The 18,767-nt window shown below is 66.2% G+C and carries 14 protein-coding genes; 11 read left to right on the top strand and 3 right to left on the bottom strand.

Going from position 1 to position 18,767, the window contains the following annotated elements; genetic code table 11:
* Positions 1 to 103 precede the first annotated feature (103 nt).
* From aroA to X566_RS08150, 11 genes are all read left to right on the top strand, one after another.
* Positions 104 to 1,441, top strand: coding sequence for a 3-phosphoshikimate 1-carboxyvinyltransferase (gene aroA / locus X566_RS08200; protein WP_034465126.1), 1,338 nt, complete (start codon positions 104 to 106; stop codon positions 1,439 to 1,441).
* Positions 1,438 to 2,067 carry a (d)CMP kinase gene (gene cmk / locus X566_RS08195; protein ID WP_034465123.1) on the top strand — a complete coding sequence of 210 codons (630 nt, stop codon included), beginning with the start codon at positions 1,438 to 1,440 and terminating at the stop codon, positions 2,065 to 2,067. The genes aroA and cmk overlap by 4 nt, the downstream gene beginning before the upstream one ends.
* A gap of 248 nt (positions 2,068 to 2,315) precedes the next feature.
* On the top strand, positions 2,316 to 4,025 hold the full coding sequence (gene rpsA, locus X566_RS08190; protein WP_034465121.1) for a 30S ribosomal protein S1: 1,710 nt from the start codon (positions 2,316 to 2,318) through the stop codon (positions 4,023 to 4,025).
* 251 nt (positions 4,026 to 4,276) lie between these two features.
* A complete protein-coding gene (gene sppA, locus X566_RS08185; RefSeq protein ID WP_034468200.1) occupies positions 4,277 to 5,257 on the top strand; it encodes a signal peptide peptidase SppA in 981 nt (326 codons plus the stop codon).
* A gap of 170 nt (positions 5,258 to 5,427) precedes the next feature.
* The gene (locus X566_RS08180; protein WP_034465118.1) at positions 5,428 to 5,733 is read left to right on the top strand and encodes an integration host factor subunit beta; all 306 of its coding nucleotides are present in this window, start codon (positions 5,428 to 5,430) and stop codon (positions 5,731 to 5,733) included.
* A 75-nt stretch (positions 5,734 to 5,808) separates the two neighbouring features.
* Positions 5,809 to 6,153, top strand: a complete 345-nt coding sequence (locus X566_RS08175; protein WP_081740102.1) for a lipopolysaccharide assembly protein LapA domain-containing protein — start codon at positions 5,809 to 5,811, stop codon at positions 6,151 to 6,153.
* An 86-nt stretch (positions 6,154 to 6,239) separates the two neighbouring features.
* Entirely contained in the window at positions 6,240 to 6,902 is a 663-nt protein-coding gene (locus tag X566_RS08170) for a phosphoribosylanthranilate isomerase (protein ID WP_034465117.1), read from the top strand.
* Positions 6,902 to 8,116: a tryptophan synthase subunit beta gene (gene trpB, locus X566_RS08165; protein WP_034465115.1), complete on the top strand. Its 1,215-nt coding sequence runs from the start codon at positions 6,902 to 6,904 to the stop codon at positions 8,114 to 8,116. The genes X566_RS08170 and trpB overlap by 1 nt, the downstream gene beginning before the upstream one ends.
* Entirely contained in the window at positions 8,113 to 8,949 is an 837-nt protein-coding gene (trpA, locus tag X566_RS08160) for a tryptophan synthase subunit alpha (RefSeq protein ID WP_034465114.1), read from the top strand. Before trpB ends, trpA begins: the two co-directional genes overlap by 4 nt.
* A gap of 189 nt (positions 8,950 to 9,138) precedes the next feature.
* Complete coding sequence (gene accD / locus X566_RS08155; RefSeq protein WP_034465112.1) at positions 9,139 to 10,068, top strand: acetyl-CoA carboxylase, carboxyltransferase subunit beta; 930 nt, start codon at positions 9,139 to 9,141, stop codon at positions 10,066 to 10,068.
* A gap of 53 nt (positions 10,069 to 10,121) precedes the next feature.
* Positions 10,122 to 11,408, top strand: coding sequence for a folylpolyglutamate synthase/dihydrofolate synthase family protein (locus tag X566_RS08150; RefSeq protein WP_051444178.1), 1,287 nt, complete (start codon positions 10,122 to 10,124; stop codon positions 11,406 to 11,408).
* A 96-nt stretch (positions 11,409 to 11,504) separates the two neighbouring features.
* Here X566_RS08150 and trxA read toward each other — a convergent pair whose 3' ends face one another.
* The 3 genes from trxA to addB form a co-directional block, all read right to left on the bottom strand.
* A complete protein-coding gene (trxA, locus tag X566_RS08145; RefSeq protein WP_034465110.1) occupies positions 11,505 to 11,825 on the bottom strand; it encodes a thioredoxin in 321 nt (106 codons plus the stop codon).
* A 90-nt stretch (positions 11,826 to 11,915) separates the two neighbouring features.
* Positions 11,916 to 15,395 carry a double-strand break repair helicase AddA gene (gene addA, locus X566_RS08140; protein ID WP_034465109.1) on the bottom strand — a complete coding sequence of 1,160 codons (3,480 nt, stop codon included), beginning with the start codon at positions 15,393 to 15,395 and terminating at the stop codon, positions 11,916 to 11,918.
* Positions 15,392 to 18,544: a double-strand break repair protein AddB gene (gene addB / locus X566_RS08135; RefSeq protein ID WP_034465108.1), complete on the bottom strand. Its 3,153-nt coding sequence runs from the start codon at positions 18,542 to 18,544 to the stop codon at positions 15,392 to 15,394. Before addB ends, addA begins: the two co-directional genes overlap by 4 nt.
* Positions 18,545 to 18,767 lie beyond the last annotated feature (223 nt).

The raw sequence follows: 18,767 nt of genomic DNA, 5'->3' as shown, positions 1-18,767 counted from the left end.
GCGGCTGAGTGGGGTGCGAATGTCAAATCCGCTCCACGACGACGCACCCGACGTGTATTTTGGCCCGAGTTGGCGCCGATAGCGGCCTGGAGACTGGCTTCCCTTGACACATTCCGATCGAAAAACGCCGCTTGAGGCCCGCAGGAGCGCTGCCCTGTCCGGACGGGTCCGGGTTCCGGGAGACAAATCGATTTCCCACCGGTCCCTCATTCTGGGAGCCCTGGCCGTGGGCGAAACCCGGATTTCCGGGCTTCTCGAGGGGGAAGACGTTCTCAATACCGCCGCCGCGATGCGTGCGCTGGGCGCTCGGGTCGAGCGGCAAGGGGAGGGCGCGTGGACGGTGCATGGGGTCGGCGTCGCCGGCTTCGTTTCTCCGGCCAAGCCGCTCGATTTCGGCAATTCCGGCACCGGCTGCCGGCTGGCGATGGGGGCGGTGGCCGGCTCGCCCGTCACCGCGGTTTTCGATGGCGATGCCAGCCTGCGCTCGCGGCCGATGCGGCGGATTCTCGATCCGCTCGAGCAGATGGGGGCGCGCAGCAGCGACGGCGCTGATGGCGGCCGTCTGCCGCTGACCCTGCACGGCGCGCGCGACCCGGTTCCGATCGTCTATCGGACGCCGGTGGCTTCCGCGCAGATCAAGTCGGCGGTGCTGCTGGCTGGGCTGTCCGCGCCGGGCGTGACGACCGTGATCGAGAAGGAATGGAGCCGCGACCATACCGAGCTGATGCTCCGTCATTTCGGCGCGGAGGTGTCGTCCGAGCCGGAAGGCCCACATGGCCGCAAGATTTCGCTGAAAGGCCAGCCGGAACTGAAAGGCGCGGCGGTTGTGGTCCCCGCCGATCCGTCCTCGGCCGCATTTCCGATGGTTGCGGCATTGGTGGTGCCCGACTCCGAGATCGTGCTGACGGACGTGATGACCAATCCGCTGCGGACCGGCCTGATCAAGACGCTGCGCGAGATGGGCGGTCAGATCGACGAGCTGAACACCCGTCGTGATGCCGGGGAGCCGATGGCCGAGTTCCGGGTGCGCGCCTCGCGGCTGCGCGGCGTCGAAGTACCGGCGGAGCGGGCGCCGTCGATGATCGATGAATATCTGGTGCTGGCGGTGGCGGCGAGCTTCGCCGAAGGCACCACGATCATGCGCGGCCTGCAGGAGCTGCGGGTCAAGGAGTCGGACCGGCTGGCGGCGACCGCCGACATGCTGCGGGTCAACGGCGTGAAGGTCGAGATCGACGGCGACGACATGATCGTCGAGGGCCGGGGCCATGTGCCTGGTGGCGGGCTGGTCGCCACCCATATGGATCACCGAATCGCCATGTCGGCGTTGATGATGGGGCTTGCTTCCGATCTGCCGGTGAAGGTCGATGACACGGCATTCATCGCCACGAGTTTCCCGGATTTCGTGCCGATGATGCAGAAAATGGGTGCGGAGTTCGCGTGATTATCGCCATTGATGGCCCGGCCGCCTCGGGCAAGGGGACGCTCGGCAAGCGTTTGGCCGCACATTACGGCTATCGCCATCTCGACACCGGATTGATTTACCGCGCGGTCGCCAAGGCGATGCTCGATGCCGGCCATGCGTTGACCGACGAGGCGCGGGCGATCGCGACCGCCACCGCCCTCGATGCGGGGCATCTCGGCGATCCTGCGCTGAAGACCGATGCGATGGGGCAGGCTGCGTCGGTGATTTCCGCCTATCCCGGGGTCCGCGCCGCCTTGTTCGACTTCCAGCGCGACTTCGCCAGCCACCCGCCCGGCGCCGTTCTGGACGGTCGCGATATTGGCACCGTGATCTGCCCCTACGCGGAGGTGAAGATCTTCGTGGTCGCCTCGGCCGAGGTGCGGGCCCGCCGCCGGGCGCTGGAGATCGCCGGCCGCGGCGAGCCGGTCGACGAGGCGGCGGTGCTGGACGACATCAAGAAGCGCGATGAACGGGACCGGAACCGGTCGGCGGCGCCGCTGAAAGCGGCTGATGACGCGCACTTGCTGGATACGTCCGCTTTGGATATAGAAAGCGCTGTCCGGGCCGCCATCGACATTGTCGAGGCCGTTCGAGCGGGCCGGTAGCAGCTTTCAAGCCGCTGCCGCATCTGGAGGATCAGCCCGCTCCCTGTCTCGCGTACAGGCTTCGGACAATGATCATCATCGTAACGACCGTGCCGGCTTTACGCCGGTCCGCACCGCATTCCCCTCAGGCATCGTCATTGTGCCGTCCGGATTGCGGGCGGTCGCGCAGGGTGAGCGGACCCTGTGCCCGGCATGAGCGTTATGCCCTGAATCTCAAGCACTGGCGTTACCGCTTCACTGGAGAACAAATGGCTTCTAGCACTGCGACTTCCTACAACCCCTCCCGCGATGATTTCGCGGCAATGCTCGACGAATCCTTCGCCGGCGGCAACCTGCAGGAAAGCTCTGTCATCAAGGGCAAGGTCGTTGCCATCGAAAAGGATATGGCCGTCATCGACGTCGGCCTGAAGACTGAAGGCCGGGTGGCCCTGCGTGAGTTCTCCGGCCCGGGCCGTGAGAACCAGCTGAAGGTCGGCGACGAGGTCGAAGTGTTCCTCGACCGTATCGAGAATGCGCTCGGCGAGGCCGTGCTGTCGCGCGACAAGGCGCGCCGCGAAGAGAGCTGGGGCAAGCTGGAGAAGGCGTTCCAGAACAACGAAAAGGTCAACGGCGTTATCTTCAATCAGGTCAAGGGCGGCTTCACGGTCGATCTCGACGGCGCCGTGGCGTTCCTGCCGCGCTCGCAGGTGGACATCCGTCCGGTGCGCGACGTTGCGCCGCTGATGAACAACCCGCAGCCGTTCCAAATCCTGAAGATGGATCGCCGCCGCGGCAACATCGTCGTGTCGCGCCGGACCGTGCTCGAAGAGACCCGCGCCGAACAGCGTCAGGAGCTGGTGCAGAACCTCGAAGAGGGTCAGGTCATCGACGGCGTCGTCAAGAACATCACTGATTACGGTGCGTTCGTTGACCTCGGCGGCATCGACGGCCTGTTGCACGTCACCGACATCGCCTGGCGCCGCGTCAATCACCCGAGCGAGGTTCTGTCCATCGGCCAGACCGTCAAGGTGAAGATCATCAAGATCAACCACGAGACGCACCGCATCTCGCTGGGCATGAAGCAGCTGCTGGACGATCCGTGGCAGGGCATCGAGGCGAAGTACCCGCTCGGCGCCAAGATCCTGGGCCGCGTTACCAACATCACCGACTACGGCGCGTTCGTCGAACTGGAGCCGGGCATCGAAGGCCTGATCCACGTCTCGGAGATGTCGTGGACCAAGAAGAACATGCACCCCGGCAAGATCGTCTCCACCTCTCAGGAGGTCGAGGTGCAGGTGCTCGAGGTGGATTCGGTCAAGCGCCGCATCTCGCTCGGCCTCAAGCAGACCATGCGCAATCCTTGGGAGCTGTTCGTCGAGAAGTATCCGGTCGGCGCAGTGGTCGAGGGCGAGGTCAAGAACAAGACCGAGTTCGGTCTGTTCCTGGGTCTCGACGGCGACGTGGACGGCATGGTCCACCTCTCCGATCTCGACTGGAAGCTGCCGGGCGAGCAGGTGATCGACAACTTCAAGAAGGGCGACATGGTCAAGGCCGTGGTGCTCGACGTCGATGTCGAGAAGGAGCGGATCTCGCTCGGCATCAAGCAGCTCGAAGGCGACCCCTTCGCCGAGCCGGGCGACGTCAAGAAGGGTGCTGTCGTGACCTGCGAAGTGCTCGACGTGAAGGAAGGCGGCATCGACGTGAAGATCGCCGGTACCGACTTCACCACCTTCATCAAGCGCTCCGAGCTGGCGCGCGATCGCTCCGAGCAGCGGCCCGAGCGGTTCGCGGTCGGCGAAAAGGTCGACGCCCGCGTCATCCAGTTCGACAAGAAGGCCCGCAAGGTCCAGGTGTCGATCAAGGCCCTGGAAGTGGCCGAGGAGAAGGAAGCCATCGCGCAGTACGGTTCGTCCGATTCGGGCGCGACGCTGGGCGACATTCTCGGCACCGCGCTCAAGCAGCGCAGCGGCGAGAAGTAAGCTCCCGCTAACCATCGCAACGCAGACGACAAAGGCCCCGGTTTCCGGGGCCTTTGCACATGATACCGGTGCCCATGGTACCGGTGCATATGGTCCCAATGCGTAAGGTCCCAATGCGTAAGGTCCTGGCCGGCGCCCGCCTTTCGGTCCGTCCTTGTTTTGCCCATATTGAATTGGGATGAGGGGGCCTTGTTGGGCGCCCGTCATGGGCCGCGGCCGCCGTGCCGCCGCAAAATGCAAAGGAAGATGCGATGCCGTCCGATGCCGACCTGATCGTTGATCGTCGCCGCATGCGCCGGAAGCTGACCTTCTGGCGCGTTGCCGCCGCGCTGTTGGCCGCGGTGGCCATCGTCGGCGGAGCCCTGCTGGCGACGCCGGCCGGACGCCGTGCCATCGGCGGGGAGTCCGCGATCGCCCGGATCAAGATCGAAGGATTGATCCGCAGCGACAGCGATCGCGTGGCTGCGCTGGAGCGGCTCGGCAATTCATCGGCGAAGGCCGTCATCGTCCATATCAATTCGCCGGGCGGCACCACCGCCGGCGCCGAGCAGCTTCACGACTCGCTCGTCCGCCTGAAGGCGAAAAAGCCGATGGTGGTGGTTGTCGACGGCCTCTGCGCATCGGGCGGTTACATCGCCGCGCTCGCGTCTGATCACATCATCTCGCAAGGCACTTCGCTGGTCGGGTCGATCGGCGTGCTGGTGCAGTTTCCGAATTTCGCCGAGCTCATGAAGACCGTCGGCGTGAAGCTGGAGGAGGTGAAGTCCTCGCCGCTCAAGGCGGCTCCGAACGGATTCGAACCGACGAGTCCCGAAGCGCGCGCCGCGATCGACGATCTGGTCAAGGATTCCTATGCCTGGTTCCGCGACCTGGTGAAGAGCCGGCGCAACATGGACGATGCGACGCTCGAGAAGGTTGCCGACGGTCGCGTGTTCACCGGCCGGCAGGCGCTGAACTTGAAGCTCGTGGATCAGCTCGGCGACGAGAAGACCGCGGTCGCCTGGCTGGTCGCACAGAAGAAGATCGATCGCGAGATGCCGGTGCGGGATTTCCGGATGACACCGCGGTTCAGCGACATGAGCTTCATCCGTCTCGCGGCTTCGGTGGCGCTTGATGCGGTAGGTCTTGGGAGCGTCGCGCGCCAGATCGAAGCGGCCGGCGCCGTGCAGGCGGTGGATCAGCTTGGCCTTCAGGGCCTGCTGGCGTTGTGGCGTCCGTCTGTGACGGAATAGCCGCGCGACATCACTCTGCGAAACGCGCAAGCGCACCTGGATGCGGCGGTCAAGCCGTCTCCGGGCGCGGCCCTATCTCTTTTCAGGACAGGCGGTTCGTATTTATCGTCTTGACAGCACAGCATCTTTTCACGGAAATGGGCGCTGTAATCCACAGGCCCCACGTCTCGATGATCAAGTCAGAGCTTGTTCAACGCATCGCAGAGCATAACCCGCATCTCTATCAGCGGGATGTCGAGAACATCGTCAACGCGATTCTGGACGAAATTGTCGCAGCCCTCGCGAGAGGCGATCGGGTGGAATTGCGCGGGTTCGGCGCCTTTTCCGTCAAGCATCGGCCGGCACGATCGGGTCGCAATCCGCGGACCGGCGAGCATGTTCCGGTCGATCAGAAGAGCGTGCCGTTCTTCAAGACCGGCAAGGAAATGCGCGAGCGCCTGAACCGTGCGAATGGCGAAGACACCACGCCATCCTGACCGCGCAGGCGTTGCCGCCGCGTTGTGAGCGGCGTAGCGCGGCCTCTCGCGATTGACGCGCTCAGGAGCCCGACCATGCTGCGGAAGATTGTCAACGCCGTCGTGCTGCTTCCCCTGGCGATCGTGTTCGTCGTGTTTGCCGTCGCCAACCGCCATATGGTGACGGTATCGCTCGATCCGTTCAATACGGCCGATCCGGCCCTGAGTGTGACCATCCCGCTGTTCGTCGTTATCCTGCTGGCCGCGATCGCCGGCGCGCTGGCCGGTGGGGCAGCGACCTGGTTCCGACAGGGGCGCTGGCGTCGCGCGGCCCGCCGCCATCAGGCGGAGGCGCAGGCGGCCCGCAGTCAGCGGGACGGGCCGCGGGCCACCGATGACCCGTCCGCACGGCCAGGCATGCTGCTGCCGCCTTCGGCCTGAGGACGGTTCTTCCTGAGGAACGGGAAGACAACCGGCCTGGGGCGTTGTAGAAGCCGCCCATCGTTTCCACATGTGCTGATGAGCCGATGCCCCTGTCTGTGAAAATCTGCGGTCTGTCCACGCGCGAGACGCTCGACGTCGCGCTGGAATCTGGCGCGGACATGGTCGGGTTCGTGTTCTTTCCGGCCTCCCCCCGATATATCTCGCTGGGCGTTGCCGAGGACCTTGGCCGGCAGGTGCGCGGCCGCGCGCTGAAGGCGGCACTGTCGGTCGATGCCGACGACGCGCTGCTGGAGAACAGCATCGACGCGCTGCGTCCGGACCTGCTGCAGCTGCACGGCAACGAGAGCGTTGCCCGCGTTCGCGACATCAAGGCGAAGTTCGGGCTGCCGGTGATGAAGGTCATCGGGGTCGGGACCAAGGCCGATCTCGCTGGTTTGCCCGGCTACGCCGCGGTTGCCGATCGTATCCTGTTCGATGCCCGCGCACCGAAGGATGCGACCCGCCCCGGCGGTCTCGGCGAGCCGTTTGACTGGCATCTGCTGGAAGGGCTCGCTTTGAACATTCCCTTCATGGTGTCGGGCGGATTGACCGTGGACAATGTCGCCGATGCCGTGCGGATCACCGGCACCGGCGGCGTCGATCTGTCGTCCGGCGTGGAAAGCGCACCCGGCGTGAAGGATCCCGACAAGATTCGTGCATTCATTCGCGCCGTGCGCGCGATCGATACAAAACTGGTGAACGGCTGATGGCAGTGGCGAAACCCAATTCCTTCCGGACCGGGCCTGACGAGCACGGACACTTCGGCATCTTCGGCGGCCGCTTCGTTGCCGAAACGCTGATGCCGCTGATCCTCGATCTCGAAAAGGCCTACGCGGACGCGAAGGCCGATCCCACGTTCCGCGAGGAGATGAACGCGCATCTGAAGGACTATGTCGGCCGGCCGTCGCCGCTCTACTATGCCGAACGGCTGTCGAAAGAGCTCGGTGGCGCCAAGATCTACCTCAAGCGCGAGGAGCTCAACCACACCGGCTCGCACAAGGTGAACAATGTGCTCGGCCAGATCATGCTGGCGCAGCGCATGGGCAAGAAGCGCATCCTCGCGGAGACCGGCGCCGGCCAGCACGGCGTCGCCACTGCAACGTTGTGCGCGCGCTTCGGCCTTGAGTGCATCGTCTATATGGGCGCGGTCGATGTGGCGCGGCAGGCGCCGAACGTATTCCGCATGGAGATGCTGGGTGCGAAGGTGGTCGCCGTGCAGTCCGGCTCGCGCACGCTGAAGGATGCGATGAACGAAGCCCTGCGCGACTGGGTCACCAACGTCCACGATACCTACTATTGCATCGGCACGGTGGCGGGCCCGCATCCCTATCCGGCGATGGTGCGGGACTTCCAGGCCATCATCGGCCGCGAGACGCGCGAGCAGATGATGGCGGTGGAGGGGCGTCTGCCGGATTCGCTGGTCGCCTGCATCGGTGGCGGCTCGAATGCGATGGGCCTGTTCCACCCGTTCCTCGACGATCCCGGAGTCGAGATCTTCGGCGTGGAAGCCGCGGGCCATGGGCTCGACAAGCTGCATGCGGCGTCGCTGTCCGGCGGCCGTCCGGGCGTGCTGCACGGCAATCGCACGTATCTTTTGATGGACGACGATGGCCAGATCCAGGACGCGCATTCGATCTCGGCGGGTCTCGATTATCCGGGCATTGGCCCGGAGCATTCGTGGCTGCATGAATCCGGCCGCGTGACCTACCTGTCGGCGACCGACAAGGAAGCGCTCGACGCCTTCCAGTTGCTGACACGGCTTGAGGGCATCATCCCCGCGCTCGAATCCGCGCATGCGATCGCCAAGGTGGTCGAGCTCGCGCCGAAACGGCGGAAGGAGCATCTGATGGTGGTCAACCTCTCGGGTCGTGGCGACAAGGACATCCCGCAGGTGGCGGAGATCTTGAGAGGCAAGCCGTGACTACGCGTATCGACACCTGCTTCGCCACTCTGAAGCGCGAGGGCCGTGCGGCTTTCGTCACTTTCGTCATGTGCGGCGATCCCGATATTGAAACCTCGCTCGCGATCATCAAGGCATTGCCGAGCGCCGGCGCCGACATCATCGAACTCGGCATGCCGTTCACCGATCCGATGGCGGATGGTCCGTCGATCCAGGCCGCGGGCTTGCGCGCGCTGAAGGCCGGCACCACGCTGAAGAAGACGCTCGACGTGGTGCGCCGCTTCCGCGCTGGCGACAACGCGACGCCGATCGTGCTGATGGGCTACTACAACCCGATCTACATCTACGGCGTCGATCGCTTCTTGAAGGATGCGAAGGAGGCTGGCGTCGATGGTCTGATTCTCGTCGATATGCCGCCGGAGGAGGACGAGGAGCTCTGCATTCCCGCGTTGAAGGCCGGCTTGAACTTCATCCGCCTGGCGACGCCGACTACCGATGACAAGCGCCTGCCCGCCGTGCTCGCCAACACCTCGGGCTTCGTCTACTACGTCTCGATCACCGGCATCACCGGGTCTGCGAGCGCCGACACCGCCAAGGTCTCGGCCGCGGTCGGACGGATCAAGCGGCACACGGCGCTGCCGGTCTGCGTCGGCTTCGGGATTCGCACCCCGGACGCCGCCCGCGCCATTGCGTCGCATGCCGACGGTGTGGTGGTGGGAACGGCGCTGGTCGATGCGATCCGCGGCAGCCTCGATGCGTCCGATGCGGCCACACCGAAGACCGTGGCCGCGGTCGCCGAGCTCGTGGCGGCGCTTGCGGACGGGGTTCGCGGCGCGCGTCAGGCCGCGGAATAACCCGTTCAGGAGCCGGGATTGAGCGCTCCCCGGCATTGCCCCGAGCCGCCGGGGCGTCCATATATCCGCCGGAGTGTTGTTGTTTGGGCATGACCTGATCCGGATCGGATCCGTGGGCCGATGAGCCCGGTGTCATGCCGTGGAGCGCCGGTGGTCCGGCTGTTCTCGAAGCCTTCCTTGGAGTCTTCCATGAATTGGATTTCAAACGTCGTCCGGCCGAAAATCCGCAGCATTCTGCGCCGCGAGGTGCCAGAGAACCTGTGGATCAAGTGTCCGGATACCGGGCAGCTCGTCTTCTTCAAGGATGTGGAAGCCAACCAGTTCGTCATTCCCGGCTCGAACTATCACATGCGCATGGGCGCGACGGCGCGGCTGAAGGCGATGTTCGACAACGAGACCTGGTACGATGTCGGCATTCCGCCGGTCGCGGCCGATCCGCTGAAGTTCCGCGACGAGCGCCGCTACGTGGACCGCATCAAGGACGCGCGAGCGAAGACCGGTATGAACGACTCGATCAAGATCGGGTATGGCAAACTGGAAGGAACGCCGGTGGTGATCGGCGTGCAGGATTTCGACTTCATGGGCGGTTCGCTCGGCATGGCGGCCGGCGAGGCGGTGGTGAAGGGGCTCGAACTCGCGGTCGAGAAGGAATCGCCGTTCATCATGTTTGCCGCCTCCGGCGGCGCGCGCATGCAGGAAGGCGTGCTGTCGCTGATGCAGATGCCGCGCACGACCGTCGCCGTGCAGATGCTGCGCGAGATCAAGAAGCCTTACATCGTGGTGCTGACCAATCCAACCACCGGCGGCGTCACCGCATCCTACGCCATGCTGGGCGACATCCACATCGCCGAGCCCGGCGCGCTGATCGGCTTCGCCGGCGCGCGCGTGATCGAGCAGACGATCCGCGAGAAACTGCCGGAAGGCTTCCAGCGTGCGGAGTATCTGCGCGACCATGGCATGGTGGATATGGTGGTGCATCGCCATGAGATGCGCGCCACGCTGGCGCGGCTCTGCCGTATCCTCACCCGCGCCGACGCGGCGAAGTCCGCCGCATCGGCCGGCGCCGAGCCGGTGCTGCCACCGGACGCGGTGGACGTGCCGACGCAAGCATCGCCGTGACCGCCTCGCCTGCCAAGAAGCTCGCGCCGCTGGATGCGATCCAGGAGCGCTTGATGGCGCTGCATCAGCGCAAGATCGATCTCACGCTCGATCGCATGCTGCGCATCCTGGAATTGCTGGGTCATCCCGAACGGCGTATGGCGCCGGTGATCCATGTCGCCGGCACCAACGGCAAGGGCTCCACGGTTGCCTACCTGCGCGCGATTCTCGAGGCGGCGGGTCTGCGCGTGCATGCCTACACCTCGCCGCATCTCGTCCGCATCAACGAGCGTTTCCGCCTGGGCCGTGAAGGTGGCGGCGTGCTGGTCTCCGACGAAGAATTGTTGGCGGCGCTCGAGCATTGCGAGCGCCTCAATGCGGGCCAGCCGATCACCGTGTTCGAGATGGAGACCGCGGCGGCGTTTCATCTGTTTGCGAAGCACCCGGCGGACGTCGTGCTGCTGGAGGTTGGTCTCGGCGGCCGGGGTGATTCGACCAATGTGATCGAGAAGCCGCTCGCCAGCGTGATCACGCCGGTCTCGATGGACCACATGGAGATGCTCGGCGACACCGTCGCCAAGATCGCGGCGGAGAAGGCCGGGATCATCAAGAAGGGCGTGCCGCTGGTGATGGCCGCGCAGCTTGCCGAGGCCGAAGCGGTGATCGAGCAGCGCGCCAAGGAGCAGCGCGCGCCGCTGCATGCGGCCGGCCAGCATTGGCATGTGAGCATCGAGCGCGGGCGGCTGGTCTATCAGGACGAGCGCGGCCTGCTCGATCTGCCGGCGCCGCGGCTGTTCGGCCGGCATCAGTTCGACAATGCGGCGCTGGCGATCGCCACGTTGCGATCGATCGACAGCCTGAAGGTGCCGGTCAGCGCTTATGAGTCCGGCATCGCCAAGGCCGAATGGCCGGCGCGGATGCAGCGGCTGACAGCGGGCGGGTTGGTGCAGCTCGCGCCGCCGCAGTCGGAAGTCTGGCTCGACGGCGGGCACAATGCCGATTGCGGTCGCGTCGTCGCCGCAGCGCTCGGCGATCTCGAAGAGCGTGTGCCGCGGCAGCTCGTCGTCATCATAGGCATGCTGTCGAATAAGGATGCGGGCGCGTTTCTCGCCAACTTCGCCGGCATGACACGGCACATCATCGCCGTGCCGATCCCGGGCCACGACAACGCCTATACGCCGCAGGCGCTGGCGGATGCAGGCCGCCACCTCGGCATGCGCATCGAGGCCGCAGCCAGTGTCGCCGAAGCGCTTCGCTCGGTCGCGCGGCTCGCTTACGAGGTGCCGCCGCGCATCCTGATCACGGGCTCGCTTTACCTCGCAGGCGAGGTGCTGCGCGAGAACGGAACGTTCCCGCAGTAACCGGCGGCATGAACCGCCGTCCTGGCGCAAAGGGATTTACGCAAAACAAAAGGCCAGCGAAACGCCGGCCTTTCTTCTATGGCGATCGGAGGTCGATCAGACCGCCGCGGTGATCCACTGCTGCAGCTTCTGCTTCGGCGCGGCGCCGACCTGGCGCGAGGCCATCTCGCCGCCCTTGAAGATCATCAGCGTCGGGATCGACATCACGCCGTAGCGGGACGCGGTCTCCGGGTTCTCATCGACGTTGAGTTTGACGATCTTGACCTTGTCGCCCATCGCGCCGGCGATCTCGTCGAGCGCCGGGGCAATCATGCGGCACGGCCCGCACCATTCGGCCCAGAAGTCGACGACGACCGGTCCGTTCGCTTTCAGAACCTCTGCCTCGAAACTGGCGTCCGAAACCTTGCCGACACTCATGGTGGAACCCCTTGTCTGACCGTTGCGCGGGAATCGCGCCGAAAAAGATACAGCGAACCTATGAACGGCACCCTGCCTGGTCAAGCCGCCTCACAGCGAGATGATCCTGGTCATCTCGGCATCGAGGATTTCGGCCGGAATCTCCATGATTTCAGGTGTTTCGGTCCAAATCAGCGCCGCACGCAGGCGCCTTTGCGGATAGAGCCTGGCTAGCACCGCGCGATAGAGCGCCAGCTGCTGGCGGTAGGCGGGCGGCACCTCGGCGAGCTCGCGGGGCGGCGCGTGGCTGGTCTTGTAGTCGGCGATCAGGATGGCATCGGCGCCGATGATCAGGCGATCGATTTGCCCGGAAACGGACAGCGGCGTGCGGCCCGGCCGCTCGATCCGCCCGACGATCGGCACCTCCGCCCGGCTGCCGGTGGCGAACAGCGGCGCCAGGCGCTTGTCCTCGATCAAGCTGAGGGTCTGGATCACCAGCAGGTCGCGATCATGGTCGGACCAGTCGCGGCCGGTGTTGCGGGCGAGGTAATGCGCGGCGGCGTCGCGGCGGCGGTCGGCGGGAAGATCGGGCAGCGATTGCAGGAGCCGATGCACCAGCACGCCGCGTTGCCGCGCACGCTGGCGTTGATCGGCGGTCAGGCTGCGGTCGAAGCGATCGTCCGCATCGTCGGCATCGGACGGGCGGCGGAATTCGAACGCGGGCTTTGCCGCAGCCGAGGGCTGCTGCAACCAGGCGGGTGGCGGCGGTTGCAACGGGAGGCTCGCCTGCGCGGCCGCGCTCCGCAGCGGCGCCAGCATGTCCTCGGGGCGTGCATAGCGGCGGACCGGTCCGTCTCTGGTCTGAAGGGTCTGCTCGACCAGTCCGATGACGTCGGCGTTGCCGAGGCCGTTGGCCACCAGGTCATACCAGGAGCCGCTGCGGACGTCGTTTCGGTTGCCCGGCTTGACGCCGCCGACGATCAATCGCTCGGCCGCGCGTGTCATGGCCACATACAGCAGGCGCCGATACTCGTCTTCCGTATCCTGCAGCATCTGCTGGCGCGCCGTCACCGCCGCAGGTGGATCATCGGCCTTCCTGCCGCCCCAGACGACGCAGCCGTTCGGCAGCTTGATCAGGTTGAGGCGGCGCGTGTCGGTCGGCGACGAGGTGGTGTCCATCAGGAACACCACCGGCGCCTCCAATCCCTTCGCGCCGTGCACGGTCATCACCCGCACTTCGTCGCGCACCATCTCCATGTCGCGCTTGATCTCGGTTTCGGCCGCACGCAGCCAGGCCATGAACCCCTGGAGCGAAGCCGCTGTGCGCCGCTCGTAGTTCAACGCGAGTTCGAGGAATTCGTCGAGCGCGTCACTCGGTTCGTGGTTGAGGCGTTGAAAGATTCTCGCCCGGCCGCCTTCGCTGCCGAGCAGCCAGGCGTAGAAGTCGAATGGCGTGCCGTGGGCGGCGCGCGCCTCGCAGCGCTGCAGAAGAGCGAATGCGTGGGCGAAGGTGGAGTCGGTGCGCGCATGCTTCTCCAGCGCTGCGCGCAGCGTCCCCTCGCGTCGATGCGCCAGGGTGAAGAGCTGCTCCTCGCTCAGGCCAAAAATCGGACTCTTCAACGCCACCGCAAGGGCGAGGTCGTCGGTGGGTAGCAGGATCGCGTCGGCGAGGTTCATCAGGTCGATGATCGCGATGTGCTCGGTCAGCTTCAGTCGGTCGGCGCCTGCGACCGGAATGCCGGCATGTTTCAGCGCCAGGATCACCGAGTCGAACAGTTTCCCGCGCCGCCGCACCAGGATCAGGATGTCGCCGGCGCGCAACGGCCGCTGGGCCCCGCTGCGTCCGGTCGGTTCATGACCGGCGATCAGCGTCTTGATCTCGTTCGCCATCCGCTGCGCCAGTCGCACATCGGGGCTGGTCTCCGCCACCGCATCGAATGGCGCGCGCCAGCCTTCGATCTCTGGCCGTTCCTCCGCTTCCTGCAGCTCCCAGAGATCGACGATGCTCGGCGGGGCGTCGCTGAGCGCCATGTGCGGCGGCATGCCCTGGCTATCGGAGGTGATGCTGCGATAGGTTGTCTGCGCGCTGAACACGCTTTCCACGGACTTCAGCACGCTGACGCCGGAGCGGAACGAGTAGGTGAAGGAGATCGGGTCGAAGCGCAGTTCGGCGGCTTCGAACTTGCGCTGGAAGTCGCGCCGCCGCTCGTCGAACTCGTGGGGTGCCGCGCCCTGAAACGAAAAGATCGACTGTTTCTCGTCACCCACGGCGAAGATCGTGCGCTTGACGCCTTCGCGGGCGCCGCTGCCGGCGGTGAAGTCGGCCACCAGACGGGAGATGATCTCCCACTGCTTTGGGCTCGTGTCCTGCGCCTCGTCGATCAGCACATGATCGACGCCGCGGTCGAGCTTGTAATGCACCCAGCCGGCGCCGGCGTCCGACAGCATGGTCAACGTCTTGTCGATCAGATCGTCGTAGTCGAGCAGGCCGCGCTCCTGCTTCTCGCGGCGATAGTGGTCGGCGACGCTGGCGGCGATCGTCACCAGCGCGGCGGTGCGGTCGCGCATGATGGCGGCGCGGCGCCGGTCGAGCAGTCCGGCCAGGCGGTCCGCTTCGCGCTCGAGTGCAGCGGCGAGGCCGGGCTGTGACTTCGCCAGCGTTGCGGTGAGGATCGATTTGCGGAAGTCGTTGTCGCCGGTCAGGAAGACGGACAGATAGGCGTCGAGACGCACAGCGCCCGAAGCCGCAACGGCTTCGCGCAGGCGGGCGCCCTGCTTGCGGTCGTTTGCCGTTCCTCTTTCGAAAGCGGCTGCAATCGCGGGCCACTCCGCGCTCGGCAGGTGCGGCCCGTCGATGATTTCCTGCTCGATGTCGTCGAGCCGGTCGTCAGGCGCGAGACCCAGCGTCTGCGACAGGCTTGCCAGGGCACGCTCGACACCGCCGGACTGCTCGATCCAGGCCATGAACTGATCGCGGCTGAGGCAGGCTTCGCGCACCACGTCGCGCAGCGTCACGTCGGCGGCGCTGGTCATCGCCATCAGCAGCGCGCGACCTGTGGCGCTGTCGGGATTGGCGGCGGCCTCGAGCAGGATCGCGAGGCTGCCGCGCTCCAGCATTTCCATCTGGTCGCGGTCGTCCAGCACGCTGAAGCGCGCCGGCACGTTGGCCTCGAACGGAAACTGCTGCAGCAGCCGCGTGCAGAGCGCGTGGATGGTTTGCACCTTCAGTCCGCCGGGTGTTTCCAGCGCGCGGGCGAACAGTTTCCGGGCATCGTTGCGGGTTGCCGCGGTCGGGTGGCGGATGCCGGATTCGCGCAAGGCGGCGTTCAGCTTGGTGTCGTCGAGGGTCACCCACTCGCCGAGCTTCTCGAACACGCGCTGCGCCATGTTGGCGGCAGCCGCCTTGGTGAAGGTGATGCAGAGGATGCGCTCCGGCTCGGTGCCCTGCAGCAGCAGGCGGATCACGCGCTGCACCAGCACGTGCGTCTTGCCTGCGCCGGCGTTGGCGGAGACGAACGCGGACACGGCGGGATCGGAGGCGCGGGCTTGCGTCTCGCGGATCGCGTCGGGGATTTGGCGCAGCGCGCTCATGGCTCATCCTCGCGTCCGGACGACCACTCCTTGATGCGCGCGAGATCGTCGTAGGTGCCGTAACGTCGCGACCACATCGATAGCACCAGCGGATGGTAGGGCTGCTCGTCGTTCTCGAACGCCAGGATCAGCGCCTGCAGCTTCTGCCGCGCTTCGTCGGCCGCATGGTCGGGTGGAATCGCATCTTCGGCGCGTCGGGTGTGGCTGAGTTTGAGCGGCGGCACCTCGCCGGCCGGGTTGTTTCCGGAGAGCCGCACATAAAGCAGCTCGGCAACCGAGGCGCCTGCGGCAATGTCGGTGAACCCGCCGTCACGCAGTATCGCAGCCGTCAACGTAAGTTGCGGCGACAGGCCAAGCCGCACCTGCTTGCCGGTGGGTGGTGCGCCGGTCTTGTAATCGAGGATGGCGAAGCGGCCGTCGCGCAGGGTCTCGATGCGATCGGCGCGGGCGGTGAGGCGGAAGCTGCGTCCGTCCGCCGGCAGCACGATCGAGCCGTAGCTCTCGGCCGCGATGGTCGCGAGGTTGTCGCGGCGGGTCGTTTCCCAATCGGCGAACCAGGCGGCGATGCGGAGGTAGCGCGGCCACCACAGCGCGCGCGCCTCCGGCCGTTCCATCAGCGGCGCGAAATGCCTTTCGCCAATCTCGCGCAGCAAGCGTCCGGCGTCGTCAGGCAGCGCGTCTGGAAAGGCTTGCGTGAATTCGCCGAGCGCATTGTGGATCGCCGAGCCGCGGTCGGCGGCGGACAGCGGCATGTCCACCGGGTCGAGCGGGCTGAGCTTGAGGATGTGCCGTGCGTAAATCGTGTAGGGATCGCGCAGCCAGTCTTCGATCTCGGTGACGGAGAGCGCCGTCGGCCGCGCGTCGCGCGGCGGCTTCGGTGCCGGCTGTGCGATCGGCTTCGGCGGCGTACGTGGTCGATCGAGGTCTTCCGCATGGCGCAGATAGACGTCGCCGCGGGCGCGGAGCGCGGCCCATCGGGTAGCGCCCGCAACGGCTTCGAGCCGGTGCAGGAAGCGCGAGGCAACAGCCGGTGCGCCGCCGACTTTGGCCGCGTGGGTCAGGATCACCTCCGGCGCTCCCATCAACTGCACGAAATCGTGCGCGGACAGGCCGATCCGGCGCTCAGGCAGATCGAGGTTGATCTGATAGCGCATGGGCCGCGACAGCCAGGGGTCATTGCGCGGGTCGGGCGGCCACACCGTCTCGGTCAGCCCGCCCAGGATGACGCGATCGCATTGCGTCAGGCGCGCTTCGAGCTGGCCGTAGATGTGCAGCCGGGCGAAGGGCAGTTCGGCGCGGCGGACGATGCGGCTTGAGAACGCGGTCTGCAGCACGTCGGGATATTCGTCGAGCCGTGCGCTGAGCCGCCCATGCGCGCCCGTTGCGGAGGCTTCGTCGAAAGCGGCGAGCAGGGCCGCGCCGTCCGGGCCGGTGAAGACACGCGCGACGTCTTGCGCGTCGCGCGACAGGAGCGCCGCGGTTTCGCGATGGGCGTGGGCGAGGACGGCGATATCGTGGGACTTGCGGTGATCGAGGCTGGCCATGGGAGCGAGCGCGCCCGCCAGATCGTCGATCAGACGGCGCACAGCGTCGATCCGCGCATCGGATACCTGCGCACGAAGCTCGGAGCGATGCAGCAGCGAGGGCTCGCCACGACGCAGCTTGGCGATCTCGCCGCAAACGAGATCGAGGCTGCTCCGCAAGCCGGCAATGCCCGCCAGCGGCCGCGTGCCGCGCAGCAGCAGCAGTTCGAGATCGTCGACGCAAGCTTTCAAGGCGTCGCTGGTGCGGCCGAGCGTCAGCAATGGGTGTTTCAGCAGGGCCAGCAGGTCGGCGGGCGCGAGCTGCTCGGCGATCGCGACAGCGATCAGCCGTGCGAACAGGCCGGCCGGCGTATCGGTCAGCGGGTCGCCGCCGGAATCGTTGCAGACCAGTTTCCAGCGCTCCAACGCGGCGAGGACGCGCCGCGCCAGTGCCCGGTCCGGCGTCACCAGCGCCGTGGTCAGGCCGTCATGGTCGGCCTCGCGCATGGCGATGGCGATGGCCAGCGCCTCCATCTCCGGATTGGCGGCCTCGATCACCGCGACCCGGTCGAGCGCGCGGTCGATCCGGCTCGCGACCTCCGGCGCTGCAAGCCGCGCCTGCCATTGGGCGGTGGAATCCGCCGGCCGCATCACTTCGGACAGCAGCAATTCGCGGCCGTGCTCCGCCGGCGACGCAAGCGCGCGAACCTGACTGCGCGCGATGCCGAACTGCTTGAGCAGCATATGCAGCGCGTATTGCGGATGGCCCTGGGCGGGATGGGCGCTGTAGCCTCCCGTCGCATCCGCGATGCCGCCGATCGATTGCCAGGAGGCTTCGTCGAGATCGGTATCGAGGCCGGGCAGCACCACGGCGCCATTCGGCAGCCGTGCGATCGCGGTGAGAAACGTCGCCGTGGAGGGCATCGATCCGGTCGAGCCCGCTGCGACGACCGGACCGCGATGCTGGGTTTTCAACCGTTCGGCCTCGGCGAGGATCAGCCGGTCGCGCCGCGCGAACGGCTCGATCCGATCGATTTCGGAGAGGTATGCGGGCCAAGCCTGTCGCGCGATCTTGAGGAAATCGAGCGTGAGCTGCCAATAGGTATCGTAGGTGTCGGGGACGAGCGTATCGAGCGCCTCCCAGGAGACGCCGCGCGTCTGCATGTCGTCCATCAGCCGCGCCAGTTCGTCGGCGAGCGCCAGCGCCGATGCCGGTCCGCTCACCACCAGCGGCGTGGTGTGGGGGGCGACCGGCTTCAGCCGTGCGGCCCAGGCGGCGACGAGTTGCGCCAGCGTCAACCGCCGTTCGAAGGCGTCGACGGCGGGCGGCAGCTGCAGCGCGGTTGCCGGTGCATTCGAGGCAGCCTGCGCAAAGATCAGCTCATCCTCGTCGATGTCGCCGAGCGCCACCAGCCGCGGCAGGATCGCCGCGTCGGTCTGCAACACGTCGAGGAATACGTCGCGGGCAAGCCGCATCGCCCGTCGCGTCGGCAGGTAGATCGTCGCCTCCGCCAGCCGCTCCGGATTGCTGCGGGCCTCGAAGCCACGGACGAGCTCGCCGTCGATCAGCGCGGCGATCACCGTACGCAGAAACGGGGCCGAGGCTGGAACAGTGAAAACGTGCATACGCGGTCCGACTCAAAAGGCGGCCGCATCATATGGAAATCAACCGGGGCTGACGAGCTTGCAGCGGGATCGGACAAGCGGCTTCGGAAGCTGCTTTCGCGTTGGTTTCGGCGCGCTGGAGGCAGGTGCCGACACCAGACGGATAAGGTTTGGCTCTCAGCCAATTAGAACCCGAAAAGACTGAAGCGCGAGGAGATTTGGATGAATCATTCTCGCGCTTTGG

The sequence above is a fragment of the Afipia sp. P52-10 genome (genome assembly GCF_000516555.1).
In the GTDB taxonomy this organism is placed as follows: Bacteria; Pseudomonadota; Alphaproteobacteria; order Rhizobiales; family Xanthobacteraceae; genus P52-10.
This window is presented reverse-complemented; position numbering and strand designations above follow the sequence as displayed.

Excerpts from the sequence above, each read along its gene's own strand:
- trpB (WP_034465115.1), top strand. The coding sequence starts at position 6,902 with ATGGCAGTGGCGAAACCCAATTCCTTCCGGACCGGGCCTGACGAGCAC.
- X566_RS08170 (WP_034465117.1), top strand. The coding sequence starts at position 6,240 with ATGCCCCTGTCTGTGAAAATCTGCGGTCTGTCCACGCGCGAGACGCTC.
- addB (WP_034465108.1), bottom strand. The coding sequence starts at position 18,544 with ATGCACGTTTTCACTGTTCCAGCCTCGGCCCCGTTTCTGCGTACGGTG.
- X566_RS08180 (WP_034465118.1), top strand. The coding sequence starts at position 5,428 with ATGATCAAGTCAGAGCTTGTTCAACGCATCGCAGAGCATAACCCGCAT.
- trxA (WP_034465110.1), bottom strand. The coding sequence starts at position 11,825 with ATGAGTGTCGGCAAGGTTTCGGACGCCAGTTTCGAGGCAGAGGTTCTG.
- sppA (WP_034468200.1), top strand. The coding sequence starts at position 4,277 with ATGCCGTCCGATGCCGACCTGATCGTTGATCGTCGCCGCATGCGCCGG.
- rpsA (WP_034465121.1), top strand. The coding sequence starts at position 2,316 with ATGGCTTCTAGCACTGCGACTTCCTACAACCCCTCCCGCGATGATTTC.
- X566_RS08150 (WP_051444178.1), top strand. The coding sequence starts at position 10,122 with ATGGCGCTGCATCAGCGCAAGATCGATCTCACGCTCGATCGCATGCTG.
- addA (WP_034465109.1), bottom strand. The coding sequence starts at position 15,395 with ATGAGCGCGCTGCGCCAAATCCCCGACGCGATCCGCGAGACGCAAGCC.
- accD (WP_034465112.1), top strand. The coding sequence starts at position 9,139 with ATGAATTGGATTTCAAACGTCGTCCGGCCGAAAATCCGCAGCATTCTG.
- X566_RS08175 (WP_081740102.1), top strand. The coding sequence starts at position 5,809 with ATGCTGCGGAAGATTGTCAACGCCGTCGTGCTGCTTCCCCTGGCGATC.